This window comes from Ornithinibacillus sp. FSL M8-0202 (assembly GCF_037975285.1).
GTDB classification, from domain to species: Bacteria; Bacillota; Bacilli; order Bacillales; family Amphibacillaceae; genus Ornithinibacillus; species Ornithinibacillus massiliensis.
In genome coordinates, this window is record NZ_CP150248.1 from 2,584,546 (window position 1) to 2,600,350 (window position 15,805).

The window sequence follows — 15,805 nt, forward strand, 5'->3', positions numbered from 1 at the left end:
AGAGGGAACTCCGTGAGCTTAAATAAAAAAAATAATTTTAATATAAGAAGAGCTATTCTAAATAATAAAGTAGCAAGTAAAATATTAAAAAACTCCAGTTGGATAGTTAGTGATAAAGTGCTAACGATGTTGATAGGGGTTTTCGTTACTGCGATATTAGCCCGCTATTTTGGGCCAGAACAATTTGGAACTTTTAACTATGCTTTATCATTTGTAATGTTATTTACAGCAATATCTACATTAGGGCTTGAAACATTAACAGTAAAGTCAATAGTTGAAAAAGATTATAACGAAGGAACAATATTATGTACCAGCTTAGTTCTAAGAGTGTTAGGAGGAATAGTCTTAACTATTCTTGCTACTTCAATCATAAGAATTCTAGAACCTAGTGATGGGAATATTCACTTATTGGTTTTAATTATGTCTTCCATGATGGTTATTAAATCGCTTGAGGTTATAGAATATTGGATACAAGCCTATCAGCGCGCTAAAATATCATCGATTGTACGAATAGTTTCTAACCTTGTATCCTCAGGGTTGAAAGTAATATTAGCTTTAACTGGAGGCAGTTTAATCCAATTATCACTAATTTATATGATAGATGCGATTATAATCGGTACAGGACTAATAATTTGTTATTTAAAAATTAGAGAGGATAAAAGTAAATGGCAATTTAAATTTTATTATGCCAAGAGTATTTTATCAAAAAGTTGGTATCTCATATTATCAGGCCTAATGATTACGCTATATATGAGAGTTGACCAAGTTATGTTAGGATATATGTTGTCAAATAAATCAGAGGTGGGAGTCTATTCCGCAGCTGTATCAATAGCTAGCATGTGGTACTTTGTACCTCTAGCTTTAATAACATCTTTTAAACCAGTTATTATGAGCAAAAAGAGAGAAAATGAAGAAAGTTACTTAAAATTAGTTCAATTATTATACATCATTGTTGCTTGGATGGGAATAGGATTCGGGGTACTGATTTTACCATTCTCTAAAATTATAGTTAGTATTCTGTTTGGCTCAGATTATTTAGAAGCAGCTAGTATACTTTCTATTAGTATATGGGCAGGAACGTTTGCTATGTTAGGATCTGCACGTTCCATATGGCTTCTGTGTGAAGGAAAGCAAAAATATACCCTAGTATACACTTCACTAGGGTTTATAGTGAATCTAGTACTTAATTACTTATTAATTCCTCAATTGGGCGGACATGGAGCGGCAGTTGCTACATTAAGTGCACAATTTTCTGCTAATGTACTAGGCTTAGCATTTTTTAAAGAAACAAGGGTATCGACAATTATGATTTTAAAGGCTCTTTCCCCAAAAGAATTGTTTAGAGCTATCAAATTTCATAATCGAAAATTATGATGAGAGGGGATTTATTGGTGTTAGCACCTGTAGTAGTTTTTGTATATGATAGACCAGAACATACAATAAAGACAATTGAGGCGCTTGCCGACAATTATCTAGCAAAAGAGACTAATATATATTTTTTTTCTGATGCAGCTAAAAGTAAACAATCGGAAGAGAATGTGGCCCTTGTTAGAGATTATATTGACTCACTAACAGAAAGAAATTATTTTAAAACTATAAATATAGAAAAGGCTCAGCAAAATAGAGGTCTTGCAAATTCGGTTATCACTGGAGTTACACAAATCATTAAAAAGTATGGCAAAATAATAGTAGTAGAAGATGATCTTGTTTCTTCGGTAGACTTTCTACAATATATGAATGATGCGCTAGATTATTATGAGAGTAACAATAAAATTTGGTCAATTAGTGGCTACAATATACCTATTGAGATACCAAATAATTATAAAAGTGAAATATATTTATCTTATAGAGGATGTAGTTGGGGTTGGGCTACGTGGAAAGACCGATGGGAAGAAGTGGATTGGGACGTTTCAGATTATCAAGAATTTAAAAGGAACAAAAAAATGAGGAAGAAGTTAAACCGTGGTGGGAGAGATATGGCCAATATGTTAGACTTACAAATGCATGGAACGATAGACTCTTGGGCGATAAGATGGTGTTATACTCAATCTAAGCTAGACATGTACACAGTCTACCCAGTAATATCAAGGATAAAAAATATTGGTTTGGATGGAACGGGAACACATAATGGGTTGACTACTCGTTATGACTCCATATTAAATAGCGATTATAAAAAATGTAACTTTGATTATCCTGAGTTAAATGCAGAGATTCTTTCTAGTTTTCGAAACTATTATATGTCTAAACTAGAATATATATTACTTAAACCTAAGAATTTGGTTAAAAGGTTTTTAAGGAAGTAAAAAAATGAAAATAACAATCAAGGGGTTATGTAATGAAATATTACTATCCCAACATAATGAGGTCATTGCACTTGTTATTATTCAAGAAAAAGTAGATGTGATTAACAATAAAAGTTCTCCTATTATAAAGTAATCGCAAATTCAGAAAGAGCCTTTAATGCTTCTATGAATTTGCGACTAGCGTGGATCCAATATCCAACTAGGGTTAGGGGTATTGGTATTTCGTTGTAGCCCGCATATATCCTTCGAATCCCTCTAGGTATCGACGTGGGTGTTTACTTGGCCGCGTTTGTTGAGTAGTGCGGATAGATTGAGCCAGTAAGTGCAGATAAGAAAGCGATTAGAACAGCGGTCCGTTCTAATGGCTCTCTTATCTGAATCTATTATTCTCTAATTGACTATCGATAATCTCAATTGCCCAATTCACAAGTTCATCATGGTCAATATCCTCATCTGAAGTCCAAATACAGGTAGGTAATAGTTTTTCTTCAACTTTAATCATCACCAAGCTAGGTAAATACCTGTGAAGAAAATCCTTAGCTATACGATGTTCAACCTCTATTGAAATCATTTAGATCCCACTATTCATGACGTTCTCTTAGAAACTTCACCATCTACTAACATCTGATATGAATTATGAACGGTACGGTTTAGAATCGCATCAGCTATTTGTTCCTGTTCTAAGTCTAGAGTCCAACCTTCTGGAGAGTATTGCGAACAGAAAATAGTTGACGTTTTCTTTAATCTTTCCTCAATAATCTCCAAGACATGAAGGTAAGCCCGAACTAAGAAATTTTATAATAGAAGCAACTAAAATTAAAAACAGAAACGCCAAATAACCGTGAATCTGAGATGTTTTAAACAGATTTACGGTTATTTTATTTTTTTGCACATGTTGCTTGAATCGCCTTCGCCCAAGGCATGTACTTATTTAAAGTTTCTGGCGTTCGATGGATATCCAGATTTGGTAGTTCTGTTAGTAATTTCACCAAATATTGATAGAAATCCACACCGTTAGCTTTCGCTGTTTCTGCCATACTCAAACAAATCGCATTGGCCTCGGCACCAGCTTCGCTGACGGAAAACATCCAATTTTTTCGACCGATCACACTAGGGCGTATCGCATTTTCTGCTGGATTATTATCCATTTCAATGCGACCATCATAGAGAAAGGCACGAAGCCCATCTGTCAATTTCAGTGTATATTCGGCTGCTTTTCCAAGTGCGTTATTGCCGTAAAAAGGGGATTCCTCAATCCATTTCAGGAATTCTTCTACGATTGGTTTCGAAAGCTTTTGACGTCTTTTTCTTCGCTTACTCGGGGATAATTTTTTAAAATCCCTTTCTAGGCGATAAAGCTCGTCGCAAAATTTCACTCCAATCTGCCCGTTTTTACTGTTCACTTTCAACCAATATCGGCGAACGTGTGCCCAACAATTTGCGAAGGTTACGCCTGGGAGTTTATCGTATGCAGAATAGCCGTCACAGATAATGGTCCCTGTAAAGTTCTCTACAAATCCTTGGAGAACGGATCTCGCACGTGACAACGCACTTTGAAAGAGAATGATAACGGGGCCTTGGCTAGGAGCGCTACGGTACACCCAATTATAGGCATTGGAATTTCCTGGTTTCCCGTCGGAACGATGAATAATTTTTCCGTAGGTTTCATCCACGTGTAAAATAGATTTGTTCATCATCATTTCCTTCATCCGTTGGTACACGGGAAGTAACCAATCCTGAGCTGTTCGTATAACCCAGTTAGACAAATTCTTATCGTTCGTATGTAGGCCACAACGCTCCCATTCTTTTACCTGACGGTAAAGCGGAAGATACTGGATAAATTTATCATAGATTACTTTCGCTAGAATGCTAGGACTTGTCAGACTACGTTGAATAGGAGCCTGTGGTGCTTGGCCTCTTTTTATTTGTGCGTTCTGAAAGGAATGTCCCTTACAATTCTTGCATTCATAAGCATGTTCTACATGCTGTATTTTCTTCATCGTTGCTGGAATAAACATCGCTTCTTCTCGGACAACGGTGCTGCCCATTTCTGTCATTGCTTGCTGGCAACAATCGCATGTCGTATCTTCTGGGTGATGATGAATGACTTCTGTTTCGAGGTCATCTGCCAGAAAATCATTGCGTTTTCTATTTTTTGCTTTACGTTCAACAGTATATGCAATCTTCTGTTCGCTTTGTTCTTCTGTGTGCTCAGAATAGTTAAAAGAATCGTCATCATCCTCATCATCGAATAACGACGTTTGCCCATCGGGTAGATTGTATTTCGATTGCTCCGTTTTCGAACCATATAGTAGCTTCGTTAAGTGGCGAACTTGCTCGGTCAAAGCTTCGATCTGTCGATTCGATTGTTTTAATTGTTCCTCTAAAAGTTTAATTAATTTATCGTTCTGATCAGGAGAAGATTGAACCATGCAATTTCACCACCTTTCGTTCTGTTAAGATAGCTATAGTATACGCTATCGAACGAAAAATGAATAGTTAAAAAACACCTTTTGGAGATTTTTGTATTGCTTTTGGTTGTTGAATAGCTAACCCTTCCAAGAGCCAACGAAGTTCTTGTTGCGATAAATTGCGAACTTCATTTTCGTTTTTAGGCCACTGAAGTTTACCATTATCTAAACGTTTATAAAGCATGGCGAATCCATCCCCATCAAAATATAAACATTTATAACGGTCTTTGCTCCAACCGGAAAATAAGAAGATGGAATCGCCATAGGGATCTAGCTCGAAGTTATCTTGAACTAGTGTAGCTAGTCCGTCAATTCCCTTTCTCATATCCGTCTTTCCACAAACAATATAAATGTTCTTGACGTCTGTATAATCTTGCCTCATTCATTTCTCAACTCCCTTATGACGGTTTGAATGATATGCTCATCCACACCGTTAAAGAAGGAAAGTTCAAAGCCGCCTGATTTCATCATAAAAACAGGAGTTGCCGAGGAAACTGGCGGGGTCGCTAACATAGGTTCTTCTTTTTCAGGATGGAGTGTTACGGGCACGATGATTAGTTCTTCATGTGGCATAGAAAAGCACCTCCTTCAATTGATATTTCTATCTTAGCAAGAGGTGCTTCATTTTTGTATGCGTTGTTTGATTACGGGTTTACACATGAAGTACATTCTTTTCTGAAAGCCCCGTTAATAACCACTCATCAAGTATCAATAAATCTACTATTACAAACGTTAAGAAAGTAGGGGAAGGAAAGTTTGATTCCCACTATGGTGCTGGTGATGGTGTATTTCTTCACATCAACCAAGACTAACAAATCCACCCCTCTTTCCACTAAACCGCCTTTCACACATCCCCGCACGATAAACCTGCTTTTCCAAAACAAAGCAAGACACATCGATATCTAATTCCTTTCCGCTCTTAAAAATAACCTTGGATTTCGGTGAATCAGGACTTGATTCAGCATGGGGCACTACTTGGAAAATGTTGTGATAGAAGAGCCAAGTACAATCATAATGTTCAGGAGAATGAGTTGGAAAGGCGAGTAGATGTTGACTAGGACTAATTGGAATCGGGACCTTTCGTTTATATCCTAGCTGTTGTCTGACGGCTTCTCTTCTACCATCGTATGAGGAGAAATAATAGAGGCAATTCGTTTTGAGTATTTCTAATGGTGTTTGGTTAACGAGGATTTTTCTGTTTTCTTCCAGTACAAGCGCTCCATAATGGATGCTTTTTGATGGAAGTATTGCTAGAGTCTTTTGTGTGATGTCGTGGTGAGGGAATACTTCTTTCATTGTCGACACTCCTTTAATCGAATATGTAGTTTGAAGAGGAAAGGAAATTCGAGGGATGTTGTTTAGGTGCTAGGTGGGAGAGGAGAGAGGCTTTATTCTCTCTTTTTCAGATCTAGCTCTTTTTGTATGTCATCAAATAATGCATCAACACTAAATTGTAATCTACGAGATAATTTATAGAGAGTGATAGCTTTGGGATGCTTCTCTCCTCTTTCAATTCTTCCAAGGTGCTTATCATCCATTCCGATGTCTCCAGCAATTTCTTCTAGTGTTTTGTCTTCAGCATGTCTGTGGTTCCGAATAGCTTGACCAATTCTTTGATAAAAATACACCTGTTCATCCAATGGAATCTTCCTTTTTTATCTATTATCTTGGTGTGGCCAAATAGGGTACACGTCCTATAGGACACTTTTGGGATTTTTTCTCTTTGCGAAATTTTAGGGAAAAGTGAAGATTCTCTGGAGAAACAGGATGTTTTTATAGAAATAATGTCATTTTGTATAGAGGTTTTGGCATTTCGATAGCGGAAACTTTATTTTGCCTTTCTGAAAGAGTGCGGATTTTCATCTATTGTGGACCATGAGTAAACCATGAAAGGAGTAAAAATCATAGAGCAGGAGAATAGTTTTACATTCGAGGATATTTTCAAACAGAATGAAAGGCGTATCCACTACCATATCCAAAAGCTGCACTTACAGGATCCACATCGGGAATATTATGTTGAGGGGATTTATGCACTATGGGTGGCTTTTAAGAAATATGAGCCAGACAAAGGCCCCATGTCCACCTACTTCAATTACACCATCCGTAATCACCTTATCGATAAGATTCGTAAAGAAAAGCGGGAACAAGATAAGAAAGAAAAAATGCGGCAAGAAGTCTTGCTGAAAGGAACTACTGGAAATCGGCATGTGAGAACGGATATGTCACTTCCGAGTGAGAGAAATGATGGTGCAGCTGAGGAAGTTATAGTAGAGGAGTTACTGGAACAACTTCCAGCGCTTCTTACGGAAAAACAGATGAAGTGGGTAATGGGGAGGTATATCCATGGTATGTCAATCCGTGAAATTGCTGAGCAGGAAGGTGTAACAGAATTTGCGGTGAAGAGTTGGGGAAGAGAAGTTAGGAAGAAGTTGCGAAGTTATAAATAAGGACAGCCCCTTAGGTTTAGGTGTTAGACTACCTGAGGGGCTGTCAAAAAATACAGAGAAAGGAAGATACATAGATGAATTATATAAGAGAGATTAATGCATTTTATGACAGGATGGAGCAGGAGCCACTTTCAGGTTCGGCAGTGAGTCTGTGGCATACGCTTTTGCACATTAATAATAAGGCTCACTGGGCAATGGAGTTCACGGTGGCAAGTACGGTAGTAAAGCTAAAGGCGGGGTTGTCGGATAGTTCGTTTAAGCGGGCTCGTACGGAACTGAAGGAGCGGGGGATGATTGAGTATAGGTCTAGGGGGAGGAATTTGTCTCCTATCTATCGGATGAAGCGGTTGTCTCGGGAGTATCAAGGTGGGGATTTGGTGAAAGAGGAAGGTCAAGTTGGGGAGGAGCAGATGGATAGTTTGGACCAAAGTGTGGACCATGGTACGGACTACCAGGTGGACCAGCAGACGGACCACGGGGTGAACTACCACACAGACCATGGTACGGCCCCTTTAATTAAACAAAAAGAAATGAAACAAAACAAGACAAGTCAAATAGTAGACAGTATGGACAAGACGATGGACGCGATTGCTTTTTACCAGGAGAATTTTGGCGTGATAAGTCCGTTTGTCTCGGAGGAGATACTTGGGTGGATTACAGATTCTGGTGAGGAATTGGTGCTAGAGGCGATGAAGCGTGCGCTCGAGCGGAACCGGCAATCTTGGGGGTATGTGAAGAGTATTTTGAAGGCTTGGGTGAAGAAAGGGATACGCTCGGTGGAGGAAGTACATGTGGATGATATGGCTTGGAAGAATGAGCGAGGAGGTTCTAAGCGCATTGGGGGCTCACGGGAAGTGGTACCGGAGTGGTTTATAGAGCAGAAGCGTAAGAGCCGGGTGGAGAAGCGGATGGAGGTTGAAGTGGAGGATGGTGCGGAGAGTGTTCGGGAGATGTTGGACCGGTATTTGGCGGGTAGTTGATTGTGATTTCACGCCTGGTGAGAGGATGCGATGCGCCATACGAGAGGATGTGAGGAGCCCGTCCCGCGAGAGAGGATGAGCCCAAAGTGGAAGAAGATGAGCCCGTCCCGCGAGAGGATGAGCCCAAAGTGGAAAAAGATGAGCCCGTCCCGTGAGAGGATGAGCCCATTATAAAGCGGTTTCTTCTTCAATGAATTTATTCAATAAATTGATCATATGAGTGCTAAGGTTAAAGTTAGTGGAGACTAGTTGATCTATTAATCTTTTTAATAAAGAACGTGAATCTAAAATAAAGATGGGAATCTCAGTAACTGAGCAAAAGTGCTTAAGTAGTTGGAGTTTTTGGATGTTTAAGCGGTGGGAGCTTCCTTTTTCAATAATAGCTTTTTCATAGAGTATAGGTTTTAATGGCTTAGGAATTACTGTAGATTTACAAATACTTTCTAAAACAGTTTTTGCTTCAGCTTGTATTGCTACTTCTCTAATATGTATTGGTATCTCTCTATTTAAAATGTAACTATTAATTTTAGAAATAGAGCAGTTGGTAAGATTAGCTATATTGCGTATTGACATATTGTGTACATCTACTAGTCTCATAATGTGTTCATTTTTAAAAAGCCAGCTTGTTCCTTTTTCTAAAGGAATGGTGACTTTTAATATTTGAATAAGGCGATCTACTTCACTAGTTTTTGGATAGACAAGGCAAGGGACTCGTACATAAGGACGGATTTTCAATAAGGATGAATAGTACTCGAAGTTCTCTAATAGTACATACTTTTCGGGGCTAAATTCCTCTGCTACAAGTGGAATTACTCTATTCTTCTTAGCATTAACTGCGTCAATAATCCTTTTAGCTCTTTCATCACTTTTGATTTCATCATGATAATAAGTCATGATATCACTTGGGCAAATAAGTATCCTCTTAGTTGTCACTACCCTCACCTCAGTAAATCCTATGCTTATAGCAGTTTGTCTTATTCAATTGAAAAGGATAGATTCTTATCTTAAAGTTGTCCTAATCTAACGGAATAATAATAAGATAATTACTAGAGGATAAAGTGACTTTTATGTTGTACTTTTATCAATGATAATAGGATTTTGACTTGAAATAATAAAAAACTATTGATAATAATATATTAGAGGTGACTATAATGCTTTTAAATGATTCAGGGGTAAGAAGTTTATTACTAAAAGAACTAAAATCTCAATATCAGAATGATCCTGATACTAGAATTGTCAATGAGTTAGGAATTCAAAATGGTCAATCTAGAATTGATGTTGCAGTAATTAAAGGAATTATCCATGGGTTTGAAATTAAAAGTGACTATGATACGCTTGATAGATTACCGAGACAGATGGAATATTATAATAAATTGTTTCAGCGTATGACGATTGTTTCATCTCGGAAGTACTATAAAGAAATTTGTGAAATGGTACCAAAATGGTGGGGAATTAAAGTAATTAGCTCAGATGGTACACGACTAATTGAAAAAAGAAAAGGTAGAAAGCAAACATCACAAGATAAAGACGTTTTATTGGGCTTGTTATGGAAAAAAGATCTGGAGGATTTGATTGATGTACTTGGATACCCTAAAAGTATGAAAAAGCTAAAAAAACATCAACTTCTTGAGATTTTCTCTAAAGAAGCTGATGTTAATATTATTCAGCAGCATGTATATTTTTCTTTAAAAACTCGTCAAAACTGGCGGTGAGATAGGCAACTGTCTTGCTGTGAGTTCTATGTGGTGGTTGATTCCAAATTCTATCGGCTTAGGGTGATTAAATAGATAGAAAATCGTCAAGTAGTTTTGAACACTCTCCTTGAAATTGAGACTCTGGCTTTTTATTTTTTGTTATTATATTTCTTTAACAAATTTATAGCCCTCGAGAAATCCTTAAATAAAGTACTGTTTACTCTCTATATTATGCAAATTATTAGACTCTGCTTCTAAGTCTAAAAGTAAAGATTTTAATTCGGAATCATGTAATTGTTTATTTAATTGATTAAAGATGTTTATTACTCTTTCATTTGCACTTTGTGACTTTGTTGTAACATGTGGCAAAGTCTCCTCAATCTCACATTCAATAAGTTTTCGAAAGGCTACTTGGCTCAGTATATCTTCCATCCCTGCTTCATATAATTTTGTATGAAAATCTAATTCTGTACCAATAGATTTGGAATTCTTTTTAGCAACATCTACAATACTATTCAACGGTGCTATTGAAATTCTATACATAATTACCCACTCCTCAATAGTTTTTGTGTTGACAATAATTTACTATTCCCAATAAGTCAATTATTATACGAAGGTAATAGATTTATAGATGTTCACAGGATTTCTAGTGTCATTTCCCAAACTTTAAAAATTCATAAAATCTGTTTGTTTCGTGTAGGGTTTCTGAGATAATAAATACAAAGATATATTTGACTATACCGATATAGATAATGGTGTGGATGTATGAATAGGAAATTCATTGCTAGTGTAGTAGCATTACTCTTGTTAGCAGGAGGGACTAGTGCTTATGCGTATACTAAACATGTTCAAAATCAAGAAATAAAACGAATTGAGCAGATAAAAATGGAAGCTTTAAAAGATGCACAGAAAGCTGTAGATGATCTTTATACTAATGGGAAAAATAAATTAGCTGAAGATTTAAGTGAAGAAAAGATTGAGAACGCTATAAAGATAGTTGAAAAACTGGTAGAGGAAGATACAAAATCCGATTTATTAAAGGAAATTGCCCAGGTAGAAGAAATGTTTCTACTTCAAAAAGATATCAACAAGATGTTTGAAAACGATGTTTTAGTTGATGGTGTGACATTACAGCAAATTAAAACTTAAACGTCAAAGATTATAACAAATCTATATATGATATGTTAAGTGTGCCGTTAGAGGAATCCTCCAAACAATATGCTGCGGTTAAAAAAATTACAGAGGTTGTAGAACAGGCAGAAAAGCTTATAGATAAAGATTCTTATGATAAGGCATTACGTGCTGTATCTACTTCCGATATTTTAAATAAGCCTAAAAAGGACCATCTATTAGATCGTTTAGATAAAGTTAATGATAAATTAATTGCGCTAGCTGAAGAAAAGAAACAATTAGAAGAAGCTGAGAAGTTAGCTGAAGTGCAAGCTGAGGAATCAAATCAAGTTCAACAACAAAAATCTTCAACTAGCAGTTCAAATAACGTGTCTAATGATACCAATAAAACGATTAGTTCACCATCAAAATCGATGAGTAACTCAGAAAATAATAATAGTAAGACTAATAATCAGTCTAGTAAACAACCACAATCTAATACGAATGTGGAAAATAGCAATAAGACAGAAACCAACAATAAACCAAGTGAGTCAAAGGAAACTACTTCTGGTTCTGTGACAAATGTTAAAAAAACTGGTGAAGGTAAATTCAAATCTTATTATGGTGCTGAGGATGGTGTTGGTTCTTGGGAAACAGGAACCTTTGAATGTAATGGGTGTGATTGGTAATTTTAATATAGCCTACTTAGAGCATAAATTTTTAGTAGGCTTTGTTATTTAATTTGAAACACAATAAGGCTGTAACGGATTTCTCCACTAAAACATCTATCACACATCCTCGCCCGATAATCCTACTTTTCTAAAACAGAACAAGATTGATCAATCTCTAATTCCATAACATGCTGAAAGATGACCTTGGATTTAGGGGAATCAGGACTTTGATTCAGCATCGAGGCCTATCTTTCTTAGTATAAATGGTGAAGCTTTTATCTGGATTAAATTTCTCTCTCCAATTTTGTAAAGGGAGTGACTGTTTCTTGCTTTTATCCCATAAAGGGAGGTCAAATATATTAAACATCTCCGCGGCTAATGGTTCTTAAATATCCTTTATAAGTGTGTTGACAGGTGCTATTGTCTGATTGGTGTTCCTAGTTAATGGGAGTATTGTAATATCAGCTTTAACTACTATTATACAGTTTACATTCCATAACTTTATTTGATGTTGTCGATAGTATTGTTCTCAGGCTACATTAATTATCCTCTTAAACTTATCCACTTAAAGTTAAGTCATTTACAAGAAATCTAGGATCTAAAATGTTGAGTTACGCCACCTTTACAATACTTTTTGGAAAGTAGTTCATAAAATAATTGTTTTAAAGATATATTTTTGTAACATATTTCCCATGTAGAAATTAGAAGGAATTTAGAATTTATGGTCGAATCACTAGCGTTGCATTAAATTAATTTTATTATTAAAAATACTCGAAATGTTCAATTTTATTGTTTTGCGCAAAGAAAAAGTCCTTTATAATGGATAAGTCAGGTGGTAAACCCGTCCAAATCCACTAAAAAGGACAAATCTCATGGACAAGATTACACGAAAAACTTCATTTGGACAATGGTTTTCACCAATTAATTTTCAATTATTTGAAGAACAGGTGAAAACATTGAAATTAGATTTCTATACGAAAAAATTAACGACAGAGTCGTTCCTAAAGTTACTGCTTTTTGCACAGCTACAGGAAGTCGAGAGTCTTCATGCACTAAGTGACTGCCTCTTCGATGACAAGCTTCAAAGGGCTATCGACCTTGATTCTATTAGTATTTCTCAGTTATCACGACGATTAAATGGGCTGAATCCCGACCTTTTCCAAAGACTGTTTCTCGATTTAGTATCACAAATTCATGCCAAAACGCATTATACGAAACTTGTAATGCCATTAAAAATTATTGATTCTAGCACTTTGCCACTGAATTTGACGAATCATAAATGGGCAAAATTCCGCAAAACAAAGGCAGGAGTGAAACTGCATCTGCGTCTTGTATTTATGGAAAAAGGCACTTCTTACCCAGAAAAAGCCGTAATGACAACTGCAAAAGAACATGACCGAGGCCAGCTTGAAATTATGGTAGATGACAAAGAATGCATGTATGTGTTCGACCGTGGTTACTTAGACTACGAACGTTTTGACCGCATGACCGACGAGGGCTACTTTTTCCTTTCAAGGCTGCGGAAAAACGCAGTCATACGGGAAGTTTACAACTTTAAGTTGCCCGAAAATATGCCTGTTTTATCAGACCAAATGGTCTTAATTGGTACTACACAAAACCGTGCTGAAAATTATTTTCGCCTGATAAAGGTCTTGGATTCAAAGGGAAATGAACTCCATTTAATTACAAATCGTTTTGATTTAAGTGCCGAAGAGATTTCAGAAATGTACAAATCACGCTGGGCAATTGAATTGTTCTTCAAATGGATCAAACAACATCTCAGCATTAAGAAGTTTTACGGTCAGAGCGAATGGGCGATTCAAAACCAAGTATTTATCGCACTTATTGTTTTTTGCCTTCATGTTCTTGTGCAAATTGAAACAAAAAGCAAGCGAAAAACGCTACAAATTAGCCGTTATTTAAGGGCTGCATTATGGAAACCAGCGCATATTTGGCTTCGAAAGATTGAAGGCAAATCCGTCCCTTAATAAGCAAATTGTCGTTGTCACACAGGTCTAATTGTAAATTATTTCCAAATGGATGGAGCCACCTTTAATTCGGTATTTACTTTTTTGGCTCTAAACAGAAGATATAATAAAACTGAAAATTACGACATTATTTTTGCAACACTAGTGTGGTCGAATATCTATTATAAACTCGAAAACATATCGAGGGGGAATAATATGTTAAAGTTAAATAGTTTTCTTTCTAAAATCTTAACATCATTATTGTTAACTTTGCTTTTATCGGTTGGATCGGTTAGTGTCAGTTTTGCTGCTGATGATTTGAATGAGATACTTACTGATGGTAAAAATGTAAATTTATCTAAAAAAGATATCTCTTCAGAAAGTATCGTTCCTAGTGAAGAAGACCATATAAGTACTAATGCAGTTAAAAAAGCTAGTCTTTTGGGTGATTATACTGCAATACTTGGGCGTTCAACTTATGTAGGAAAAACTCGTGGGGGAACTCGACAATACCATAACAGTGGAAATAGGAATAAAGCTAATGAAGAGTTTAATAAAATCGGTGGTAGAAACTATGAAGTAATATCGGAAGTGAAAAATGGCGAGATAATTCATAGAAAATATGGAACTGATGGTGTTGCAGTTTTATATAGAAGTACTAGTAAAACTGATGGTCAACAAAGACCTACTATATCATTTCAAAATTATAAGATTAGATTTTTAGGAGACTAGATTCATAGGAGGAGGATGTATGTTGGAAAAAGGAAAATTAATGGTTTGGGAGCCTCTTACAAATAATCCTTTTAGTAGATTTGATAATCCAATGAACTTAGCATACATGCATTATGAAGGGGATTTTATACTCGTATTTGAGGAATTCAATGGTTCAAAGGAGTATATCTTCACTTACGGGAAAAATAAATCTAATCTTAATTCAATCATTACGTTTCGCATTCTTGATGAAATAGCCAGGACAGATATTGAAAAGCTTATTTCAAGAGTAGGGAAAGAGAGAGAAACACAGGGATTAAGTAAATTAACTTACGAGCCAACTTTTTATAAAGTAAAGAATTCGTCTTACTTATCCTGGTATGATGGGATTAATCCTATTTTATTTGATATCCATCCCTCTGTTGAACATCATTTGTATATAACATCGGAATTTATGATTGATGTACTGAGTGAACAAGAGCCTATAATCACTATATCTACTATAAGTTGATATCTATAAAAGCAGGTAATTCAATTAATTACCTGCTTTTATAGTGGCGATTTCCTTAACTTATTCCCTATTTCTCTAATAATTCCAATGTATTTTAAGTTGTGACACCAATAGAATAAAAATCACTACTACTTTTAGTAGATTTATCCTTATAAAGTACCCATTTGAGTTTTTAATAAAGGAATCCAAAAAGAGTAAGAGGAAGGTGACCTATTTTGGATACGTCTGCTTTCGAACTAATTAATAGTTTTGTGATAGACGTAGATTTCACAGACTGAAAGACATTTTATTATAAGGAAATTTTATTTAGTAACATTTCATCAAACGGGAAGCTTTAACGGCACAAGAAATAAGAGATATAGAAGAAGCTCTTTTGGATGAAACAAATCTTGAGAATATCGTTGTTGCTGCACAATCCTATTACTCAAAACTCGAGGAGCAATTCTTTCTAAAACTCGAGAAAAATAGTGATAAAAGTAATTGCTGGAAGTCTGTCTGTACAAATATAATAGCAAATGCTAACTATTCTATTTTAATAATAGCCTTTATCTTAGGAAAAGATTATATATTCATGAAGGGAGAAAAATATATGGTTAACTTTGGGTTCTTCCAAAAGGAGAAAAAAGCAGCAGATTTACTCAAAGTTCGTGGCTTGATTGAAGATAATATATCAACTGAGCGTATGTCTATTGGTGTCAAGAATCAATTTAAACGATTTAATGATCCCCAATTTGCGGCAAGTGAATTAAGAAAGAGACTTGCTTTAAAGCAATATGAAGAATAGACATAGGGTTAAATAATCTTTTGGTTAGAAAGAAATTTCATAGTACTTCGCTAAGTAGTTGATTTTGATAAAACCAGACACCACTTCCCGAGTTATTTCACAGGGAAGTGGTGTTTTCTTTTATCCTAGTCACAAGGGGTAAGACTCCAAAACTAT

At 35.9% G+C, this 15,805-nt stretch carries 21 protein-coding genes and 1 pseudogene; 13 read left to right on the plus strand and 9 right to left on the minus strand.

Going from position 1 to position 15,805, the window contains the following annotated elements:
- Positions 1–12: 12 nt before the first annotated feature.
- From MKY78_RS13230 to MKY78_RS13240, 3 genes and pseudogenes are all read left to right on the plus strand, one after another.
- Complete coding sequence (locus MKY78_RS13230; protein WP_339213297.1) at positions 13–1,374, plus strand: flippase; 1,362 nt, start codon at positions 13–15, stop codon at positions 1,372–1,374.
- A gap of 17 nt (positions 1,375–1,391) precedes the next feature.
- Positions 1,392–2,303, plus strand: a complete 912-nt coding sequence (locus MKY78_RS13235) for a sugar transferase (protein ID WP_339213299.1) — start codon at positions 1,392–1,394, stop codon at positions 2,301–2,303.
- Positions 2,304–2,307: 4 nt separating this feature from the next.
- Positions 2,308–2,430: pseudogene (locus MKY78_RS13240) on the plus strand (UDP-glucose 6-dehydrogenase); the annotation flags it as partial.
- Positions 2,431–2,673: 243 nt separating this feature from the next.
- Here MKY78_RS13240 and MKY78_RS13245 read toward each other — a convergent pair.
- From MKY78_RS13245 to MKY78_RS13265, 5 genes are all read right to left on the minus strand, one after another.
- Positions 2,674–2,874, minus strand: coding sequence for a hypothetical protein (locus MKY78_RS13245; protein WP_339213301.1), 201 nt, complete (start codon positions 2,872–2,874; stop codon positions 2,674–2,676).
- A gap of 14 nt (positions 2,875–2,888) precedes the next feature.
- Positions 2,889–3,068, minus strand: a complete 180-nt coding sequence (locus MKY78_RS13250) for an ATP-binding protein (RefSeq protein WP_339213303.1) — start codon at positions 3,066–3,068, stop codon at positions 2,889–2,891.
- Between the two features lie 113 nt (positions 3,069–3,181).
- Positions 3,182–4,735: an IS66 family transposase gene (locus MKY78_RS13255; protein ID WP_339213305.1), complete on the minus strand. Its 1,554-nt coding sequence runs from the start codon at positions 4,733–4,735 to the stop codon at positions 3,182–3,184.
- A 67-nt stretch (positions 4,736–4,802) separates the two neighbouring features.
- The gene (tnpB, locus tag MKY78_RS13260) at positions 4,803–5,156 is read right to left on the minus strand and encodes an IS66 family insertion sequence element accessory protein TnpB (protein ID WP_251517995.1); all 354 of its coding nucleotides are present in this window, start codon (positions 5,154–5,156) and stop codon (positions 4,803–4,805) included.
- Positions 5,153–5,347, minus strand: coding sequence for a hypothetical protein (locus tag MKY78_RS13265; protein ID WP_339213309.1), 195 nt, complete (start codon positions 5,345–5,347; stop codon positions 5,153–5,155). The genes tnpB and MKY78_RS13265 overlap by 4 nt, the downstream gene beginning before the upstream one ends.
- Here MKY78_RS13265 and MKY78_RS13270 point away from each other — a divergent pair.
- Positions 5,339–5,518, plus strand: a complete 180-nt coding sequence (locus MKY78_RS13270) for a hypothetical protein (RefSeq protein ID WP_339213311.1) — start codon at positions 5,339–5,341, stop codon at positions 5,516–5,518. The two genes, MKY78_RS13265 and MKY78_RS13270, sit on opposite strands and share 9 nt — an antisense overlap.
- Before the next feature lie 54 nt (positions 5,519–5,572).
- On the opposite strand, the gene MKY78_RS13275 is transcribed toward MKY78_RS13270, so the two are convergent.
- Together MKY78_RS13275 and MKY78_RS13280 are read right to left on the minus strand one after the other, a co-directional pair.
- A complete protein-coding gene (locus MKY78_RS13275) occupies positions 5,573–6,070 on the minus strand; it encodes a competence protein ComK (RefSeq protein WP_339213313.1) in 498 nt (165 codons plus the stop codon).
- 92 nt (positions 6,071–6,162) lie between these two features.
- The gene (locus MKY78_RS13280; protein ID WP_339213315.1) at positions 6,163–6,414 is read right to left on the minus strand and encodes a helix-turn-helix transcriptional regulator; all 252 of its coding nucleotides are present in this window, start codon (positions 6,412–6,414) and stop codon (positions 6,163–6,165) included.
- Between the two features lie 246 nt (positions 6,415–6,660).
- Here MKY78_RS13280 and MKY78_RS13285 point away from each other — a divergent pair, with 246 nt between their 5' ends.
- The gene (locus tag MKY78_RS13285; RefSeq protein ID WP_339213317.1) at positions 6,661–7,221 is read left to right on the plus strand and encodes a sigma-70 family RNA polymerase sigma factor; all 561 of its coding nucleotides are present in this window, start codon (positions 6,661–6,663) and stop codon (positions 7,219–7,221) included.
- 74 nt (positions 7,222–7,295) lie between these two features.
- Positions 7,296–8,201 (plus strand): DnaD domain protein, encoded by a 906-nt coding sequence (locus MKY78_RS13290; RefSeq protein ID WP_339213319.1) that lies wholly within the window; start codon positions 7,296–7,298, stop codon positions 8,199–8,201.
- Positions 8,202–8,369: 168 nt separating this feature from the next.
- Here MKY78_RS13290 and MKY78_RS13295 read toward each other — a convergent pair whose 3' ends face one another.
- Positions 8,370–9,095 (minus strand): hypothetical protein, encoded by a 726-nt coding sequence (locus MKY78_RS13295; protein WP_339213321.1) that lies wholly within the window; start codon positions 9,093–9,095, stop codon positions 8,370–8,372.
- Between the two features lie 257 nt (positions 9,096–9,352).
- On the opposite strand from MKY78_RS13295, the gene MKY78_RS13300 reads away from it, so the two are divergent.
- Positions 9,353–9,913, plus strand: coding sequence for a sce7726 family protein (locus tag MKY78_RS13300; protein WP_339217909.1), 561 nt, complete (start codon positions 9,353–9,355; stop codon positions 9,911–9,913).
- 183 nt (positions 9,914–10,096) lie between these two features.
- Here MKY78_RS13300 and MKY78_RS13305 read toward each other — a convergent pair whose 3' ends face one another.
- The gene (locus tag MKY78_RS13305; protein WP_339213323.1) at positions 10,097–10,438 is read right to left on the minus strand and encodes a hypothetical protein; all 342 of its coding nucleotides are present in this window, start codon (positions 10,436–10,438) and stop codon (positions 10,097–10,099) included.
- A gap of 222 nt (positions 10,439–10,660) precedes the next feature.
- Here MKY78_RS13305 and MKY78_RS13310 point away from each other — a divergent pair, with 222 nt between their 5' ends.
- The 6 genes from MKY78_RS13310 (at position 10,661) to MKY78_RS13335 (ending at position 15,649) form a co-directional block, all read left to right on the plus strand.
- Entirely contained in the window at positions 10,661–11,044 is a 384-nt protein-coding gene (locus tag MKY78_RS13310) for a toxin Cry1Ac domain D-VI-related protein (RefSeq protein ID WP_339213325.1), read from the plus strand.
- A 32-nt stretch (positions 11,045–11,076) separates the two neighbouring features.
- Complete coding sequence (locus MKY78_RS13315; RefSeq protein ID WP_339213327.1) at positions 11,077–11,694, plus strand: hypothetical protein; 618 nt, start codon at positions 11,077–11,079, stop codon at positions 11,692–11,694.
- An 854-nt stretch (positions 11,695–12,548) separates the two neighbouring features.
- Positions 12,549–13,664, plus strand: a complete 1,116-nt coding sequence (locus tag MKY78_RS13320) for an IS4 family transposase (RefSeq protein ID WP_339213018.1) — start codon at positions 12,549–12,551, stop codon at positions 13,662–13,664.
- A 195-nt stretch (positions 13,665–13,859) separates the two neighbouring features.
- Positions 13,860–14,375 carry a hypothetical protein gene (locus MKY78_RS13325; protein ID WP_339213329.1) on the plus strand — a complete coding sequence of 172 codons (516 nt, stop codon included), beginning with the start codon at positions 13,860–13,862 and terminating at the stop codon, positions 14,373–14,375.
- A 19-nt stretch (positions 14,376–14,394) separates the two neighbouring features.
- Entirely contained in the window at positions 14,395–14,865 is a 471-nt protein-coding gene (locus tag MKY78_RS13330; protein ID WP_339213331.1) for a hypothetical protein, read from the plus strand.
- A gap of 373 nt (positions 14,866–15,238) precedes the next feature.
- Positions 15,239–15,649 (plus strand): hypothetical protein, encoded by a 411-nt coding sequence (locus MKY78_RS13335; RefSeq protein WP_339213333.1) that lies wholly within the window; start codon positions 15,239–15,241, stop codon positions 15,647–15,649.
- Positions 15,650–15,805: the final 156 nt, after the last annotated feature.